Annotated in this window: 17 protein-coding genes and 2 pseudogenes; 12 read left to right on the top strand and 7 right to left on the bottom strand. The window is 31.9% G+C overall.

What is annotated here, in order from left to right; genetic code table 11:
* Positions 1–52: 52 nt before the first annotated feature.
* From ACFELW_RS03255 to ACFELW_RS03245, 3 genes are all read right to left on the bottom strand, one after another.
* The gene (locus tag ACFELW_RS03255) at positions 53–550 is read right to left on the bottom strand and encodes an IS630 family transposase (protein WP_375329867.1); all 498 of its coding nucleotides are present in this window, start codon (positions 548–550) and stop codon (positions 53–55) included.
* A gap of 20 nt (positions 551–570) precedes the next feature.
* Entirely contained in the window at positions 571–1,056 is a 486-nt protein-coding gene (locus tag ACFELW_RS03250) for a helix-turn-helix domain-containing protein (RefSeq protein ID WP_375330417.1), read from the bottom strand.
* A 61-nt stretch (positions 1,057–1,117) separates the two neighbouring features.
* On the bottom strand, positions 1,118–1,465 hold the full coding sequence (locus ACFELW_RS03245; RefSeq protein ID WP_375330503.1) for a portal protein: 348 nt from the start codon (positions 1,463–1,465) through the stop codon (positions 1,118–1,120).
* Positions 1,466–1,970: 505 nt separating this feature from the next.
* Between ACFELW_RS03245 and ACFELW_RS03240 the strand changes: the two genes are divergently transcribed.
* The 3 genes from ACFELW_RS03240 (at position 1,971) to ACFELW_RS03225 (ending at position 3,384) form a co-directional block, all read left to right on the top strand.
* On the top strand, positions 1,971–2,288 hold the full coding sequence (locus tag ACFELW_RS03240; protein ID WP_341759289.1) for an ATP-binding protein: 318 nt from the start codon (positions 1,971–1,973) through the stop codon (positions 2,286–2,288).
* On the top strand, positions 2,272–2,451 hold the full coding sequence (locus ACFELW_RS03235) for an ATP-binding protein (RefSeq protein ID WP_375330416.1): 180 nt from the start codon (positions 2,272–2,274) through the stop codon (positions 2,449–2,451). Before ACFELW_RS03240 ends, ACFELW_RS03235 begins: the two co-directional genes overlap by 17 nt.
* A gap of 558 nt (positions 2,452–3,009) precedes the next feature.
* The gene (locus tag ACFELW_RS03225) at positions 3,010–3,384 is read left to right on the top strand and encodes a helix-turn-helix domain-containing protein (RefSeq protein WP_341759292.1); all 375 of its coding nucleotides are present in this window, start codon (positions 3,010–3,012) and stop codon (positions 3,382–3,384) included.
* Between the two features lie 1,070 nt (positions 3,385–4,454).
* Here ACFELW_RS03225 and ACFELW_RS03220 read toward each other — a convergent pair.
* Entirely contained in the window at positions 4,455–4,628 is a 174-nt protein-coding gene (locus ACFELW_RS03220; RefSeq protein WP_375330502.1) for a hypothetical protein, read from the bottom strand.
* A gap of 127 nt (positions 4,629–4,755) precedes the next feature.
* Here ACFELW_RS03220 and ACFELW_RS03215 point away from each other — a divergent pair.
* The 3 genes and pseudogenes from ACFELW_RS03215 to ACFELW_RS03205 all read left to right on the top strand — a co-directional run bounded on the left by ACFELW_RS03215 (position 4,756) and on the right by ACFELW_RS03205 (position 6,175).
* A protein-coding gene (locus ACFELW_RS03215; protein ID WP_375329687.1) for an IS5 family transposase occupies positions 4,756–5,519 on the top strand; the annotation gives its coding sequence in 2 pieces (ribosomal slippage) (positions 4,756–5,113 and positions 5,113–5,519; 765 coding nt in all).
* Between the two features lie 18 nt (positions 5,520–5,537).
* Positions 5,538–5,657 (top strand): annotated as a pseudogene (locus ACFELW_RS03210) (winged helix-turn-helix domain-containing protein); the annotation flags it as partial.
* 20 nt (positions 5,658–5,677) lie between these two features.
* Positions 5,678–6,175 (top strand): IS630 family transposase, encoded by a 498-nt coding sequence (locus ACFELW_RS03205; RefSeq protein WP_375329867.1) that lies wholly within the window; start codon positions 5,678–5,680, stop codon positions 6,173–6,175.
* A 97-nt stretch (positions 6,176–6,272) separates the two neighbouring features.
* Here the strand turns inward: ACFELW_RS03205 and ACFELW_RS03200 are convergent, their stop codons facing one another.
* Complete coding sequence (locus ACFELW_RS03200; protein ID WP_375330415.1) at positions 6,273–9,416, bottom strand: N-6 DNA methylase; 3,144 nt, start codon at positions 9,414–9,416, stop codon at positions 6,273–6,275.
* Between the two features lie 196 nt (positions 9,417–9,612).
* On the opposite strand from ACFELW_RS03200, the gene ACFELW_RS03195 reads away from it, so the two are divergent.
* Positions 9,613–11,478, top strand: coding sequence for an AAA family ATPase (locus tag ACFELW_RS03195; protein WP_375330414.1), 1,866 nt, complete (start codon positions 9,613–9,615; stop codon positions 11,476–11,478).
* A gap of 20 nt (positions 11,479–11,498) precedes the next feature.
* On the opposite strand, the gene ACFELW_RS03190 is transcribed toward ACFELW_RS03195, so the two are convergent.
* Positions 11,499–12,539 (bottom strand): IS630 family transposase, encoded by a 1,041-nt coding sequence (locus tag ACFELW_RS03190; protein ID WP_375330413.1) that lies wholly within the window; start codon positions 12,537–12,539, stop codon positions 11,499–11,501.
* 60 nt (positions 12,540–12,599) lie between these two features.
* Between ACFELW_RS03190 and ACFELW_RS03185 the strand changes: the two genes are divergently transcribed.
* From ACFELW_RS03185 to ACFELW_RS03165, 5 genes and pseudogenes are all read left to right on the top strand, one after another.
* Positions 12,600–12,932 carry a reverse transcriptase domain-containing protein gene (locus ACFELW_RS03185; protein ID WP_375330412.1) on the top strand — a complete coding sequence of 111 codons (333 nt, stop codon included), beginning with the start codon at positions 12,600–12,602 and terminating at the stop codon, positions 12,930–12,932.
* Positions 12,933–12,995: 63 nt separating this feature from the next.
* Positions 12,996–13,511, top strand: coding sequence for a winged helix-turn-helix domain-containing protein (locus tag ACFELW_RS03180; RefSeq protein ID WP_375330411.1), 516 nt, complete (start codon positions 12,996–12,998; stop codon positions 13,509–13,511).
* 5 nt (positions 13,512–13,516) lie between these two features.
* Positions 13,517–14,047 (top strand): IS630 family transposase, encoded by a 531-nt coding sequence (locus ACFELW_RS03175; RefSeq protein WP_375330410.1) that lies wholly within the window; start codon positions 13,517–13,519, stop codon positions 14,045–14,047.
* 317 nt (positions 14,048–14,364) lie between these two features.
* A pseudogene (locus ACFELW_RS03170) lies at positions 14,365–14,466 on the top strand (IS5/IS1182 family transposase); the annotation flags it as partial.
* Positions 14,467–14,748: 282 nt separating this feature from the next.
* On the top strand, positions 14,749–15,513 hold the full coding sequence (locus ACFELW_RS03165; protein WP_375330409.1) for an HD domain-containing protein: 765 nt from the start codon (positions 14,749–14,751) through the stop codon (positions 15,511–15,513).
* On the opposite strand, the gene ACFELW_RS03160 is transcribed toward ACFELW_RS03165, so the two are convergent.
* The gene (locus tag ACFELW_RS03160) at positions 15,428–16,741 is read right to left on the bottom strand and encodes an MFS transporter (RefSeq protein WP_375330408.1); all 1,314 of its coding nucleotides are present in this window, start codon (positions 16,739–16,741) and stop codon (positions 15,428–15,430) included. The genes ACFELW_RS03165 and ACFELW_RS03160 overlap by 86 nt on opposite strands.
* Positions 16,742–16,997 lie beyond the last annotated feature (256 nt).

The following is a 16,997-nucleotide window of genomic DNA, read 5'->3' as shown; positions in this document are numbered from 1 at the left end:
TTGTCAGATAAATTTTGACTGTCAGATAAGTGTTTAATACCAATTCCCGAATTTAATTTAGTAAATGATTCATGCAACAAATAGATTGAATTAGCAAGGTATTTAAATTTTTAATAGAGGAAGATACTACTATTTCTAATTGTTCAATTGTATTGTATACTTTATTCTTTATAGTCTCAGACTTTAAATGCTCCCATAATCGCTCCGCAGGATTTAATTCAGGAGAATATGGTGGCAAATAAAGAATTTCTATATTAGCAGGAACCACTAAGTCCTTAGACTTATGCCATCCAGCACAATCCATAACAACAATGGCTTTTTGAACGCCTATATGTTTAGACATTTCCGCAAGAAACATGTTCAAAGACATAGTATTAACATTTGGCATCATTAAGCTAAAATCATCTCCTGTTATTGGGTTAACAGCACTGTAAACATAAAAATTCTGAAAACCTATTTTGATTTTAACTTGAGTTCTGATACCTTTGCGAAACCAACCATGACCTAATTTAGAATGAGTTCCAAAACGCGATTCATCAAAGAAATACAAAAAACTTCTTGGATTGCTTGTTATTTTTTCTTGAATTTTTTTTTAAACTGTTCATGAGTTTCTTTATTCTGTTTGTAATGCACTGGTCTTGGAGTAATGTACGCAAACTTAAGATTGTGCAATGCCCTGTGTACAGCCGATTTACTTACATTAATTCCCAATTTTTCTTTAAGTTTTATGACGATACTTTTTATTGTTATGTTACAATCTTCTTGTATCCATTTGTTTATTGCTTCATAGTAGCTTTCCGTTAAATCGCTTTTCCTTCCCCTACCTTTTTTATATTCAAGATTTTTATCATCGCCTTGGGCAAAGCTTTTTACCCAGTTTCTTAGCGTATTAGTTGTGATATTAAATATTTTAGACACCATACCAATACCATGTTCTTTTGCAGCTACTATAGCTCTTAACCTTATAGTGGTTCTATTCTCTTTGTTCGTACTTGCAAGTTGAGCTATAGCCTGTTTGTATAAATCTTCTGTTATTAATTTTTGATGAGTACCCATTACATTCCTAATTTTATCTATCTTTTACATTATAACCTATTTTTCTCATCTTTATACTAAATTAAATTTGGGAATTGGTATTATATATGGCATCACGACATTGATTTTGCTCTATCTCAGTAGGTAAGATATTTTCCATACCAGTTAGTGGTATTATTTTATCTGCCATACCATTACGGTAGAAATTAACACTACCAGGTGTAGTATAAAGCGGTAAGTAATACCCATCTTTTGGCACTAATAATGGTGGGTCTAGTTGTTTCTGGGCTACTTTTAGGGTAATTTGTCTTAAACTATTGAGTAGTTTAGGTAGCACATGATGAGCCGGAGCATAGCCATATACTTCACCTTCTTCTTTTACCCACCGCGTTACAAAAAATGGAAAATAAGAATAGCCTGATTGACTAATAATTTTTTGCTCAGCTAGACACTGTTAACAAAGGTATAATTTTGTACTCATTCCTCCTTTACTTTTTCCTTTGCTTTGCATCCCCCTTTTAACCCGCCACTGTGTCGATATAGTTTAAAGGTTGTGCTATCCGTAATTACTATGTTAATTAATAATTTTTTACTTTGTTGTAAGATTATTAAGATTTTCCACCATATTCCTTTTTCACTGCCTCTTTTAAAGCGTTGGTAGATGGTGTACCAACATCCATAGCATTTTGGTAAATCCTGCTACGGTATCCCAGTTCTTAATACATACATTATTGCACATAATACCTTATAATGGCTAATCTTTGGAGGCGTCCTTTCCAAATATAATTCTTCTCTATGATTGGTTCTATTTCGTTTTCAAAAAATCCTTGTTTTACAGGGAATAATCGCGAATCCATTATATATCATACCTTTTTTCTTAATATATCTTAAATATATCATATCTTCTTCTATATATTTATAGATATTTGTTAACAGTGTCTAGCAACTGTGATATACAAAAAGTTGTTGATAATCACCACAATATAATGTTAATAGGTGGTTCTGGAACAGGCAAGACTCATTTAGCAATTGGTTTAGCATTTACTGCAGTTGAAAAGGATTACAGGGTAAGGTTCTATACTTTAAATGAATTAGCTAGCCAATTACTCAATGCAAGAATACATAACTATGAGATAAAATTCATCGATTCAGTTAAGAGGTTCAACCTTATTGTGACAGATGAACTGGGATATGTGCCAATAAAACCCGAGTCTAGATTCTTATTATTTGAGCTGTTTGCTAAATATATATGAACAGTCTTCGCTGATTATAACAACCCATTTAAGATTTGAAGAATGGGGAGATATGTTTGCTAATCCTAAAGCAACAAAGGCAATTATCGATAGGATAACCCATCATTGTCAAATCATAGAAACTGGTAATAAAAGTTTTAGGGGAGGAAGGAATGTAGATTAAAGATTGAGATAACAGACTATTGCATTAATTAAAAATTATCGAGAGTTTTAGAGAATTTTATCTAAAATTTAACTAAAATTAACTAATTTTTTTATAGGTTTAGAGGGGTCAATAGTTGATTACAATAAGGGGGCAAAAGATCATTACAATTTACACAAATGTACGTGAGGAGCAGAGTACAGGTATCACGCACAAATTACCAGCAGAAGTAGAGTTTCGAAAGAGGTCTATTGATGTTTTATACTGTTGTGACACTTATATAACAAAAATTGTAGGGTACTATGCTTAAAAAATCCAATAAAAATAAAATTATAATTTACAAGATAGGTAAGTATCTATAAGATCATTATGATATATAAAAGTTAAATAATATTAAGTATTACTTGTATGTAAACGAACAATATATTGCTATTTACTGATAGTGGATTAGTTTATATGGCAATAAACCTATTTTAATTGTTGCCTTTCTAGGTTATATAATATATGACAGTAATCTTTGCATTTGTTAATAATATATATTTGCAAAAATTTAATAATTCATTCATAAGGGAGTTAATTATGGCACGAAAGAATGACTTTATCGAAAAAGCTGACAAATTTATAGGTGAGAAAATCTATTCTCTAAGGCTTGCCAAGGGATTGTCGCGTCAACAACTTGCAAGGGTAATAGTAGTAACACATCAGCAGTTACAAAAATATGAGAAGGGGGTCAATAGAATACCAATGGGCAGGCTAATTCTTATTGCTAAAGCACTAGAAAAAAATATCGATTATTTTTATAATGGTTTAGAAGAGGTTGATAATGTTGAACCTGTACATACTCAACACCAGCGTATGTGTATAGAAGTGTCAAGAAATTTTATGAAAATTCGTAACCCTGCACATCAACAAGCGGTTAATGCATTGATACGCTCTTTGATTAAAGAAGATTAGGTAAAATAAAACAGAATGAAAATATTGTAAGATTAAATAGATATCTAAATAATTTAGTGAGCGTTCACGGAAAAAAGTTAAAGTACAAAACGTCATTGCGAGGAGCTACTTTAGTAGCAACAAAGTAATCCATTATTGGTCATTTTATGGATTACCGCGTCGCCGCCAAGTGTCTCCTCACTAATAGACGCTTGGCGAGCAGATTTTTTATTTATCATAAGAAAATAGCAGAAAACCGTGAACGCTTACCTTCTGGAACTTCTTATCCCGATGTTCATGTATTATGTAATTTACAAAACCATAATTAGGTTCTGTTGACAAAATTTTTAACGTAACCATATTAAAGAGCCAACGAAATTTAAAAAAGCTAAAAAGGTGGTTGGGGCTTTATCAAACCTAGAAAACATAAGCCTAAAATGTTTGATTTTACCAAAGAAACATTCAATTTAAGTACCGTTCTTTATAAATATGTCTATCATATTCACGTTGTACTTTACGATTAGATTTTGGTGGTATAACAACCTCACATCCCTTATTTGCTTCTACAAACGTACTACTATCATATCCTTTATTGCCTATCACTGTCGTATTCTGAACATGTATGGACCTACCCGATAATGCAAGAAAAAAATAATATATAACAGCAAACAATCGAATGCAACCATGTATCAGGCTTATAGTTAATAAATCACTTTAAATTTACCCTATAGCCCTGATGGAATTCGCTGGCTTACAAACTTATACTTATCATCTTTTCTACTTCTAAAGAGCCATTGTTCAGTTCAGTTTTTTCATAAGCTAAGGTTTGTCTTATTTACCATCAATATTATCATTCTTTCGCATATTCCGGATTAGAATCTATTAAATTTCTACTTACCTATAATATCTCGTCAACTATTTGTACCAATTCTTTAGCTACAAACTTTACTCTCGGTATAATCATTGCCTGAACTGAGTACCGTAAACACCACCCTTGCTAGATACTGTTAACAAAGGTATAATTTAATAGCAGCAAGAGCGATAAACGAGAGGAAAGAAAGATCATCTTTTTCATATCAGACAGTAAGCCTCTAATTTTCTTTTATTTTTCCAAAGAATCTTTCAATAGCTCCTCTAAGTTTGTATTTTTCTCTATCATAAACAATTTCTGTTTTTCTATTTTTTCTGCCAGGGATAAAGGTAATATTATTCTGAGACTCAAGGTTTGGTCTATTTTTATTACTATCATATCCACGATCTTGGATAACATCACATCCAACGATGTCTGCAGTTAACTATTCTGCTAGGGTATGTCGTCACGAGATTGTGATTGCATAATTTTATGTGATTTGTTATTATAATTGTAGTAATAAAAATAGGCGATAAGAAGCAATGAGTTTAGCACATAGAAGACATGATATAAGCGATGAGCTTTGGAATAAGATAGAAAGTAATTTACCTGGTCAGAAAGGTTGTTGGGGAGGTATTGCAAGAGACAATAGAACTTTTATAAATGCAGTGATGTGGATATTTAGAACGGGAGCTCCATGGAGAGATTTGCCTCCTGATTATGGCAATTGGAAGAATGTACACAGAAGATTCTGTAGATGGCGTGATAATGGGATATGGGAGAATTTGCTAAATATTTTTATAAATGCTCCTGATTTTGAATGGTTAATGATAGATTCTACATTTGTAAAAACTCACAAAGCAGGACTTGGAGCGAAAGGCGGGAATCAAACGGTTAGTCGCACAAAAGGGGGCTCAATACAAAGGTACATATGGCCGTGGATGCGTATGGTATGCCGGTCAGAATTATTGTTACAGAAGGTTCCAGAAATGATTGTACTCAAGCTTGTGAGTTAATCCAGAATATGGAGGCACAACATCTTATGGCTGATAAAGCTTACGATACAAACGCCATAATAGAATCGGCTGTGAATGCAAACATAATTCCTGTAATACCATCAAAAAGAAACAGGAAGATTCAAAGAGAGATAGATAAATATCTATATAAGCTAAGGCACATTATTGAAAATACATTTCAAAAATTTAAAGAATGGCGTGGTATAGCAACAAGATATGCTAAAAATACAAAATCATACATGGCGGGTCTTTGTTTAAGGGCTTTACTAATGTGGGCTCAAATCTCGTGACGACATACCCTAAGTAAATCGGCTGTACACAGGGCATTGCACAAGCTTAAGTTTGCGTACATTACTCCAAGAGCAGTGCATTACAAACAGAATAAAGAAACTCATGAACAGTTTAAAAAAAAATTCAAGAAAAAATAACAAGCAATCCAAGAAGTTTTTTGTATTTCTTTGATGAATCGCGTTTTGGAACTCATTCTAAATTAGGTCATGGTTGGTTTCGCAAAGGTATCAGAACTCAAGTTAAAATCAAAATAGGTTTTCAGAATTTTTATGTTTACAGTGCTGTTAACCCAATAACAGGAGATGATTTTAGCTTAATGATGCCAAATGTTAATACTATGTCTTTGAACATGTTTCTTGCGGAAATGTCTAAACATATAGGCGTTCAAAAAGCCATTGTTGTTATGGATTGTGCTGGATGGCATAAGTCTAAGGACTTAGTGGTTCCTGCTAATATAGAAATTCTTTATTTGCCACCATATTCTCCTGAATTAAATCCTGCGGAGCGATTATGGGAGCATTTAAAGTCTGAGACTATAAAGAATAAAGTATACAATACAATTGAACAATTAGAAATAGTAGTATCTTCCTCTATTAAAAATTTAAATACCTTGCTAATTCAATCTATTTGTTGCATGAATCATTTACTAAATTAAATTCGGGAATTGGTATTAAACACTTATCTGACAGTCAAAATTTATCTGACAATCTAATAAGTTAATTTATGGTGTCTGTAAGATCAAATCTTGACTTCTACAAGGATAAACCAACATCAACTTTTATATTTTCTATTTTTTCAAGTTCTCTTTTTATATTAGTCTTTATTTCTTCGATTTTACGATATTCTCCTGCTATCTCCTGTTGTTTTGGTAAATCAAATTCACCTGTCGTAGTAATTGGAATTTTGACTTCAATATTTTTAATTTTGCTTTTTCCTGCTTTATTTGCAAACCCAAAATTTTTAGCAGTCAATTCATTCTCTATGGTATATTTTAAGTATAGTTTATCACAACCTTTAAATTTATCTCGTAAAATTAAAGGTATAACTTTTTCGGACAGAGAAAATCTATTGAATCTCAAAAAGATTTTACCAACTGAACCATCAATATTCCAAGTTAAACAATCTTCAAAATATTTCACCCCTTTTAGATTATCTTTAATATAACCATAATCAATAGCATTTTCATCTTTTGAAGCACTATACACAGGAATATTGCCTTTATTTTTCTCAATAAAGGATTTTGTAAATTTACTGTTATTCGTTTTTTGTGATAAATCAAAAATATCCTCTATTTTGATACTTTGGCAATATTTGGTTTCTCTATCAATTTTGATAACAAGTTTATCTATTTTATATTTGTATTCCTCAACTGTTTGCTTTATTTCTTCGATTTTACGATATTTTTTTGCTATCTCCTGTTGTTTTGGTAAATCAAATTCACCTGCTGTAGTAATTGGAATTTTGACTTCAATATTTCTTGTTCTTTCTATGGTTGGCTTATATTCCCAATTAAAGTTATTTTTATCTAATGCTTTTTGTAATTCAAACGATAGATATAAACAATCAAGATTATCACATTTTGGAATATACAATCTTGCATCTCCATTTATGCTAAATTTATGTTTTGACCTATAAAAAACTGTGCCAGCATATCCATTAGTAGTAATCTGGATAGATTCCACCTCATGATCAAAATGATTTATATAACCTAAAACACCATCTTGTTTGGTGTTTGCTGAGTAGACAGGATACGAACCTTCATGTTCTTTAATATAAGTCTTAGTGTATTTTGCTATTCCCTTTTTTATATTAAAAATATCCTCTATTTTGATACTTTGGCAACGTCCGATTTCATTATCAAATTTATAAAGAACGCTATCTTGCAATGATTTACTAAATTCATTACAGATCATTCCTAAATCCCTAATTATATCGCTAAATTCACTAATTGAAACCATTTGGTCTGTTTCTCCAATAGCTAACTCAATTTTTTCTTCTTTACTCCACCATCTTTCTACAGACCAATTTTTACCACTGTCAAATTCATTTATCAAAACTATCTTACATCTCTTATCATGATTAAGATTTGCAAAATACTTCTTATTACCCTTAAAAGCGTTATACAAATTAACAGCTTCTTTTAAGTCATCTTGCTCAATATCAAATCTATTTACATCTCTGCTTTCACCAATTTCACTAACTAAATAGGTGAATACTGGATCAGTCTGAATATCAGAAATATCGAATTTTTTTGTAATCGCTAAAATATAAGTCTTTTTGGTCGTTGTAAAAAATGTCTTTAATGGCAAAGAAATAATTGCATCAATATAGCAACTATCTAAAATATATTGCCTTAAATTTTTATCGTTCTGTCTATTAAAAATTCCATCAGGAATAACTATAAAAGCCTTACCACCTTTCTTAAGAGCTTTTATAATCCACTCCATGAAAAGCCCCTCAATACCCATGGCATTTATCTTATAATAATTTTTTAACGTAGTATTTTTAGCTATCTCTTCTTTTAAATTACTACTACCACTTGTTACATAAGGTGGGTTTGTTAAAATTAAGTCATATTTTTCTTCTTCTGCTTCTGAAAGCGTACCAAGTATCGAGTTTGTTTTTAAAACAAAACTCTCATTAAATATTTTGGCAAATTCCCTAGTTAATCCAATATTATCTTTTATCAGTTCACAAAAATAAATAAGCATATTGGCTTTTGCTAAAATGATGGTTTTCTGCTCATCTTTATCAAAACCCTTATCAAAACCAACTATTTTAACTTTTTGTATTATTTTATTGTTTTCAACTTTAAAGAGCTTATCAAGATCGTTCTTTATAAATTCTAATGGAAATTTCCCCACTCCACAGGCTGGATCACAAATAGTCATTCCTTCTTTTAGTTCACCTTCTGCCATTTCATTGATAGCACGGACAACTTTAATCGGAGTAAAGAATTGCCCCCAATTCTTTTTACTGATACTTTCTTTTAAAAAACTCTCGAATAACTTACTTTTAAAATCATGGTCAATATGTTCAAGTTTTCCATAATTTTTAAATTTTTGTAGAACTTTTTTAAAGACTATTCCGTAACCATCAACAGCTTTTTGTTCTTTGCTGATAAATATGCTACCATTTATTATGGTGGTCTTGTCTAAAGCATTTTCAGGAAACAGCTCTTTTATTTGTGGTCTGATAATATTTGCATAATGTTGTAAAACTGTATTAGTTTCATTGCCTTCTTCATACATCCCAAGTAAAGTGTAAAAATTATAAGTACCTTGCAATATTTTTAAATCACTTAAATATTTGAATATAAATAATTCAACAAATGTGTATAAGCAATTATCAGGGGTTGCACCGCTAACACTCCAAACATCTTGCCATATTTGTTTTGCTAAATCTGTTGGATTGACTAGTTCTTTTGGTAAAATTCTATCATTTTTCTCATTTATTGATTGTATTATTTCATTGATAACTTTTGGTAAGTTTATATCTTTAGAATCAAAAGGATATTTAAAATCATTAGCTTCTTCGGTTTTCACGGTATTACCAGTAGCAACATTAAACCATACCGTCTCTTTGGTATCAGTTGCAATAATTAATTTTGTTTTTAGTTTTTTGGCAACCTCAATTTCTTGCAGAATGGCATTATTTTTTTTATCCTTGGTATTAAAATGTTCAGGTGATTTAAATTCCACAATAGCAATAACTTCTTTTTGTTTGGTGATAATGGCATCAACTCTCTTGTTTGATACATTCCCATAGTCTATACTTCTTATTATATCATATTTTTTTAAAGCACTAATAGTTGTTGAACCAATATTATAAAAATTCCAAGTCCCTATTTTTTCAGGATTCTTGATTAAATCTCGTTGCAGAAGTTCTTCGCTCATAATTAAATCACCCAATTATTCAATAACAATTTAAAAGCCGCGTTATTGTTCCTTTAATTATATCCAAAACAAAACCCATCAACAATAGATACTTAAGATATTTGTCAAAAAGATAATTGCTGGTGCTGTTAGCTTATTTATGCTACACTTTCTTAAAGCAAATATTTATAGTAATTCTCAAATATAATATAATAATATGACCTTTAAACTTTCTGATCTTAATACAACAGTTAAAGATATTAGTACCATTCAAGGTAAAAATAAGCCGCCAAGAATGCTAGTAGGTACGGATGAGTTCTATGACTTGGTTGTTAATAGTGATGTATTTGTTGATAAAAGTCTAATGATTCAAGAATTACTAGAGGACAATGGTAAGGTTATCCTAATCACCAGACCAAGACGTTGGGGTAAGAGCTTGAATATGAACATGCTCCAGAAATTTTTTGAGATAGAGGTGGATCAAAATGGTGTTCCTTTCCCTACAGAAGATAGAGTAAATAACAAGCTATTTATCGGGGGTGAAGTAGATTTAGGACTAGCAACAGGTAGAAAAAAGTTACTTAAGAAGTTGAAAATAGCTCAGTACCCAGATGTAATATCTGAGTACCAAGGTCAATTTCCGGTGATTTTGCTCAATCTTAAAGATGTAAAAGGTAGTAGTTATCAAGAAATAGAACTAGGTATAAAGGATCAAATTATAGAATTATTTGCAAGTCATCATTACTTAAATCATCATGTAACAGAAGATACAGGACTATTAAATAATGCCCAAAAAGAAAAACTAAGGAGATATTTTGATGGGAAACTTGAGAGAAATGACTTAAAAGATAGTTTACGGGTTTTGAGCGAAGTGCTGTACAAACATTTTGGTCAAAAAGTTTACATATTAATCGATGAATATGATACGCCGATCAATAGTTCATACATTAAGTTTGGTAACAAACCAGAAGAGTTTGAACAGGTACTTGAAATATTCCGCGGGATGTTTGGCAGTAGTTTAAAAACTAATCCTTATTTAGAAAAAGGGGTAATAACCGGCATATTAAGGGTTGCTAAAGCTAATTTATTTTCGGATTTGAATAATGTTAGTGAATATAGCTTGCTTGATGAAAAATATTCTAAGTTCTATGGTTTTACTCAAGCAGAAGTTGATGAGTTATTAACCAAAGTACCAACAGCAACTAATCCTGAACAAATTAAAGCTTGGTATAATGGTTATAATTTTGGCGGAGAAATCATCTATAATCCATGGTCGATTATGCAATGTTTAGCTCATAAAGGCAAGCTTGACCATTATTGGCTTGATAGTGGGGGAACTGGTCTTGTTGATAAAGCATTACTATCAGATGAGATACAACAAGATATTCAGCTACTCGCTAGTGGCAAAAATATTATCTCCCCTATTACCAGACAAATTAGTTTCAGTGATATTAACACACGGTCAGGGCTATTTAGTCTATTGTTATTTAGTGGTTATTTAAACCCAATGGTAATCGAGTCAGAAGAGGATATTTATCAATTATCTGCTCCTAATAAAGAGGTAAAACACATATATAATGCAAGATTATTGCAGTGGGTGAGCAACAAGTTACAAATGGATAGTTCTTTATATTATTCATTTGCTAGTTTGCTGCCGGCAGGTAAAATAGAAGAATTTAAAGAAAGGCTGCAAGAATTATTACTAAACGCTACTAGTTTTCATCAAACTGGCGAGAAAAAAGCCGAGCTATTTTATAGTGGCTTTATGCTAGGTTTAATTAACACGTTATCTCTTGGCTATATAATAGACAGTGAAAGAGAAACCGGTAGCGGTAGGGCGGACATTGTGCTACTACCCAAGATAGGTAAAGGTGACAATGCTATTATTATTGAATATAAAATATGTAAATCTCCTGATATTTTAGAATCTGTTGCCAAAGATGGGCTAGATCAAATCATGAGAAAAAAATATGAGACTAAAATAAAAGAACACTCTCATGTTCAGAAAATTATCAAAATTGCTATGGCTTTTTGCGGCAAGGAAGTGGCACTAGAATATCAGATTGATGTGGTGAATCTTTAAACTATTTAATATATACTCAATTAACCTGAAGAGTTGCAGAAATGGTTAACAGTAATAGTTTGGAAGTTATCATTTATTAAGGTACGTAACCTATATTTATAATCGGCGATGTTGCTAAAAAATTTGTTTATTGCTTCCGAAAATTGTTCAAAATTATGATAAAATTTATTAGTAGTTGTAATACTGTGCATAAACTTCCATAATCTCTCAATTGGGTTAAGATTTGGACTGTATGGCGGTAAAAATACCATCTCTATCTTACTATTTGCTAGATATTCTTTCACTTTCTTGGATTTGTGGTAACTAGCATTATCACAGATTAAATATATTTTTTCCTTGTCACTATTCTCCTCTTCCAATCTCTGTAGGAAATTAACTATCTGCTCCCCATTTATTTTGGGGTTCTCTGTGCTTACTAACTGTAAATTAACTAGGTTAATAGCACCAATCATGTGCTTTCTTCTCCAGCCACTGAATGTTGGTAAGGTCTTATCTTGGTTCTTTCTTATCCAACCGCACCTTGCCTTTGCTTGATACCGAGGATGAACACCGTCCATAAAATATATGGCTTCCTTATCTCTGAGATTCCCTTTTAGTAAACTGTAGTTTAACTTAAATAATTCTTGCTTGTCAAAATCCAGCTTAGCTGGTACTACTTTCGGCTTCTTGTAAACAAAACCCAGTTTGTATAGTAATTTTGTTACTCCCGTTATCGTATATGTCACACCATATTTGTTCTCAATGTGATGCATGATATCTTTAGCATAAACATAATTATTTGCTTCTAGGTGATTCACTAATTCTGCCTGCTCAACATCATTTAATTTGCTTGTGCTACCTCCGTTGTTGGTATAAAGCTTATTGGCTTTTTGATAATCAACAATATGTTTTCTTATCGCTTCGTGGCTCAGGAGTAGTACCTTAGCAATCTCTACATTACTATACCCATCGTCATACATCAAAACTGCCTTAATACGATCACGTATCCTTCCTTCTCGTTCTGTTTTATGACGTTCCTTCAACTTTTTTCTTTGGTCTTCTGTCAATACATTCTTACTCATAATGTCATATACTCTATAATATCTCTCCTATCTTTGCAACCCTTCATTTATGAGTAGTATATGAACAAATCAAACTATAGCTTAAACCTTACAGAAAATATCGGAGAGTTGGTTAAGAAACTAAAGAACATGGTATACAAACCAGGGAATATACTAGAGGTAAAGATACCAAAGGAGGGAAGCCCAGGTAAGTATAGGACTTTAGGGATTAGCAATTTTGAAGATAAGCTTTGCCAGAAGATGATGAAGAAGGTACTTGAAAACATCTATGAGCCATTATTCCTCAAATGTTCTTACGGTTTCAGGACAGGGATAGGATGTCATGATGCAGTGAGAGAACTTTCTAAGTATCTCTATGAAAATGAGGTTGAGAGCATAATAGACTTATACTAAATCACTATCAATAGAGTAGTATATATGATATAAAAAAACTCTAACAAATGAGAGTGTACAACAATGGCAAGAGGATATCAAAAACTAGAAATAAATCCAGAAGAAGTAAGAGTTCTGATGAATAATAGTAATAGCAAAGATGAATTCAGGCGTTACCAAGCTTTATACCTAAGGGTAAGCGATAAAATGTCTGCCCATCTAATAGCTAAAATTACATGTTTCTCAATAAGCCATATACATAGTATCCATAGCTTTGCTCGCAATAAAGGTATTACTAGCCTTGCAAGTGCTAAAAAAGGAGGTAGGAATAGAAGCTATCTTACAATAGAAGAAGAAAGACAAATGCTTAACACGATCGAAAAGACTGCTATAAAAGGAGGTGTAGTAGAAATAGGCAAGGTGCATAAGCTGTTTGAAGAAAAAGTCGGGTGCAAGGTAGCAAGATTCACGGCTTATAGACTGCTTCACAGACATGGATGGCGTAAAATTGTGCCAAGACCGTATCACCCTAACCAAAAGGCTGATGCAGTGGAAACTTTTAAAAAAACTGGTCAATTTTGGTCAAAGGTGCAAGATTAGAAGCAGTGAAACAAAATAAAGAGCTTAAAGTATTTTTTCAAGATGATGCTAGGTTCGGACGCATAGATAATCTTCGAAAATGCTGGGTTCCAATGGGAATAAGACCGTTACTCAAAAAACAAGTAGTAAGAGAATATACATATGCATATGGTGCTGTATGCCCATTTGATGGGGACAGCTGCTTTCTTGTTTTGCCAAGGTTGAATAAGGATTGGATGATGTTAATGCTCAAGGAACTATCAGAAAGATATCCTAATAACTATCTTCTAGTAGTTTGCGATGGTGCATCTGCCCATAAGATAAGCAAGGAAGCATTACCAAGCAATATGCAATTAACATTTCTACTACCATATAGTCCGCAGTTGAACCCTCAAGAGAATATATGGGATGATATGAGGGAGAAATTTTTTTACAACGTTGTTTTCAACTCAATGAATGGAGTAGATTCTATCTTGATTGATGCTTACAATCATTACGAAAATAACCCATCGATCGTAAAATCAATTACTACCTGGAATTTGATAATATCATGCTAAATTGATGGTGATTTGGTATTAGAGGACATCCAATATTATGGAGTATCACACAATGGCAAGGCAGTAAAGGGATTCATATGGAAGGCGGTTAATATAATGTTCAAATGGCTTAATAGACGCAGTCAGAAGAAATCATTTAACTGGGAACAATTTACACTCTTTATTGCACGCCATCCTTTGCCAAAGGTAAAAATATATCATATCATGTATTAAGGTGCAGACTATGTAAATGGTAATATCTTGAGCCCATTGCCTTAATAGGGCACGATGTGGTTCTAACGAGGGGCGTAATAGGTGACTATTACGTCTACTCCCCTAAAATCAAACATTTTAGGCGTATATTTTCTAGGTTTGATAAAGCCCCAGCCACATTTTTAGCCTTTCTAAATTTTGTTGGAGCTTTAATATGGTTACGTTAAAAATTTTGTCAACAGAACCTAATACTACTAGGCTTAATAGAATTCTCTAGCAAAAAAAGGAGGACTGGAGATGAAAAGAAAATCGAATGCAGTCATATATCCAGGCTTGGTTAATCATTGGATTTTCTTAACCGAAGACTATTGAGGAAAGTGGAACTCAGTAATGGATACTGCTTATCCTACAACAAGGTTAGAAAATATTTATCTTTAGAAGATAATATATTGGAAATATTTTTATTTTTAGTTATAGTCTACTTCATAATTAAAAATAATGTGTATCTAATGGAAGATATTCATAACTGGCAATCAAAGTTTGAATCTTGTAAATATGCTGAAAGGTTACTCAGTAAATTAATTTTACTAAACAAACAAGTAAAGCAACCAATAGATATTGAGGAGGTTAAAAAAGGTATATATTACGCCAAAAAATATCATGGCACACAGATGCGACAATCCGGCGAGCCATATTACTCTCACCCTATAGAAGTAGCATACATGGTTGCTGAACATACAGCATTAGGAATTTTAAAATATTTTAGAACTGATATGATTGTTACGTCATTACTACACGATACTATCGAGGATAAGGAACTTACACAAACTATGATAACTAGTATTTTTGGTGATCAGGTTGCTAGTCAAGTAGAAGACCTAACCCGAATTAAAGGTGAACACAAAATTAGTTCTGCTGAAATAGTAGAAACCTTGTATAGACAGAAGAAAAGTGATATTTTGGTTATTAAGATATTTGATCGGCTTCATAATATGCAAACTATAGGCTCTAAATCTTCTGAGAAAAGAAAAAAAATTGTCGAAGAAACTCTTAAAAGATTTATAACTCTTAGTATCTATCTTGAAGATCAAATAGATGGAGTGTTAAAAATAGAAAAAAGAATAACTGAATTATGTTATCAAAATTTACCTGTCAAACACTATCTGTTACAGAACCAAGAAATGATCTTTAAGGATAATTACCAGCTTTTTTTTCCAACTGTTCAAAATGAGACAATCCATAACTATATCCAACATATATTGGAATCATCATAATCCATACTCCCCCATTACCAAAATATTTTATAAAGTAAACAATGCCGAAAGAGGTAATTATGTATATAATTGCACGTGACAAGGCATATGAAAAGTTACTATAAGTAAATCTTTTAAAGATCGGAAAGTTCCTAAAGATAATCGGAAACGCTGGTGTTTTAGAGGGCCCAAATACCAAAATAAATAGTTGGAATAACATCAAATAAAACGGTGTTGTTATTCCATAATCCAATAGATATGGACAAAAGGGGATAAAAATAAGCATAATAATTATTTTTACTTTTAGTATTTTTAGTGGATATATTCTATAACTTAAATATGTTATAAATAACATATAAATAATTGTACCAATTGATACTAGAAAATTGTGATTAATTACTTCTTCCGGTTTATAACCAAATTGATTTTTAAGAATATTTCCACAATGAATGAAAGCAAAATAAAAAGTTAAAGGCCAACTACAATCTATTAAAAACAAAGCAAAAATTGTTTTTTTGTCAGGTTTATCTTGCCAAATTGGATCGTCTTCTAATATTTTTTTGTTCATATCAGTATTTTCCAATATTTTTTTAACTCGTCGTTTTGCATCAGCAAATTCTGGTGTTTCTCTAAGTGCAGTCCTAGCTATCACTCCTATTAAAGCAATTGCTGCTCCTATCCAAAATGCTATTCGCCAATTTAACTCAAAAGAGGTAACAATAGATGCAATACCTAAAGCGGTAGCACTACCTATAGCACCAAAAGCATCTATTAATGCTACAACTGGATATTGTACAGGTGGTTTAGTAATTTCAGTTAGGTAAAGTTGTGCCCCCATTATTTCTCCCATCGAAGACATACCTTGTGCAATACGACATATAGTCATTATCCAGGTAGCAGTAATACCTATCTGAGCATAAGTTGGTAGATTAGCCATAATAATACAGGAAATAGCCATCATAGAAGTGGTGATAATTACTGTTGCTTTACGACCAATATTATCACCAATCCAGCCAATAATTAATGCTCCAATTGGTCTAAAAACAAAAGTAGCACAAAATGCTGTTGCAGAATAAATAGCTGAAGTGTAAGGATCAGCTTTTGGAAAAAAAAGCTCATTAAGAAGTACCGCCATATGAACATAGAGCATTAGATCAAAATACTCTAAAAAGGTGCCTATGGATAGTAGACCAATAGCTTCCTTCTGTTTCCTAGTTAAACTCCTGTGTTCTTGCTGGGACTCTATCATTTCTCCCCCGTTCTTCATACTTTATATTATACATATACTGATAGTTTGGCTTAATGATAGCAAGAAAAAATAATGTAGAAAATTGAAATAATAAATTTTTTGCTTGTAACAATATCACGGTACTCAAATAAAAGTATAAATATTATAGAGGAGACTTCTTATACATAGGTAAATTTGCAGAATTCTTTTTGCAATATCTATGCCAATTGTAGTAATCTACACTTTAGATATTCAATTTGTTGTTTTATGTTTATTC

This window comes from Candidatus Tisiphia endosymbiont of Nemotelus uliginosus, from assembly GCF_964264755.1.
Lineage (GTDB): Bacteria > Pseudomonadota > Alphaproteobacteria > Rickettsiales > Rickettsiaceae > Tisiphia.
Note: the sequence above shows the minus strand (reverse complement) of the source record. Positions and strands in the feature narration are given on the sequence as shown.

Excerpts from the sequence above, each read along its gene's own strand:
- ACFELW_RS03250 (WP_375330417.1), bottom strand. The coding sequence starts at position 1,056 with ATGGGTACTCATCAAAAATTAATAACAGAAGATTTATACAAACAGGCT.
- ACFELW_RS03225 (WP_341759292.1), top strand. The coding sequence starts at position 3,010 with ATGGCACGAAAGAATGACTTTATCGAAAAAGCTGACAAATTTATAGGT.
- ACFELW_RS03200 (WP_375330415.1), bottom strand. The coding sequence starts at position 9,416 with ATGAGCGAAGAACTTCTGCAACGAGATTTAATCAAGAATCCTGAAAAA.
- ACFELW_RS03195 (WP_375330414.1), top strand. The coding sequence starts at position 9,613 with ATGACCTTTAAACTTTCTGATCTTAATACAACAGTTAAAGATATTAGT.
- ACFELW_RS03190 (WP_375330413.1), bottom strand. The coding sequence starts at position 12,539 with ATGAGTAAGAATGTATTGACAGAAGACCAAAGAAAAAAGTTGAAGGAA.
- ACFELW_RS03185 (WP_375330412.1), top strand. The coding sequence starts at position 12,600 with ATGAACAAATCAAACTATAGCTTAAACCTTACAGAAAATATCGGAGAG.
- ACFELW_RS03180 (WP_375330411.1), top strand. The coding sequence starts at position 12,996 with ATGGCAAGAGGATATCAAAAACTAGAAATAAATCCAGAAGAAGTAAGA.
- ACFELW_RS03165 (WP_375330409.1), top strand. The coding sequence starts at position 14,749 with ATGGAAGATATTCATAACTGGCAATCAAAGTTTGAATCTTGTAAATAT.
- ACFELW_RS03160 (WP_375330408.1), bottom strand. The coding sequence starts at position 16,741 with ATGATAGAGTCCCAGCAAGAACACAGGAGTTTAACTAGGAAACAGAAG.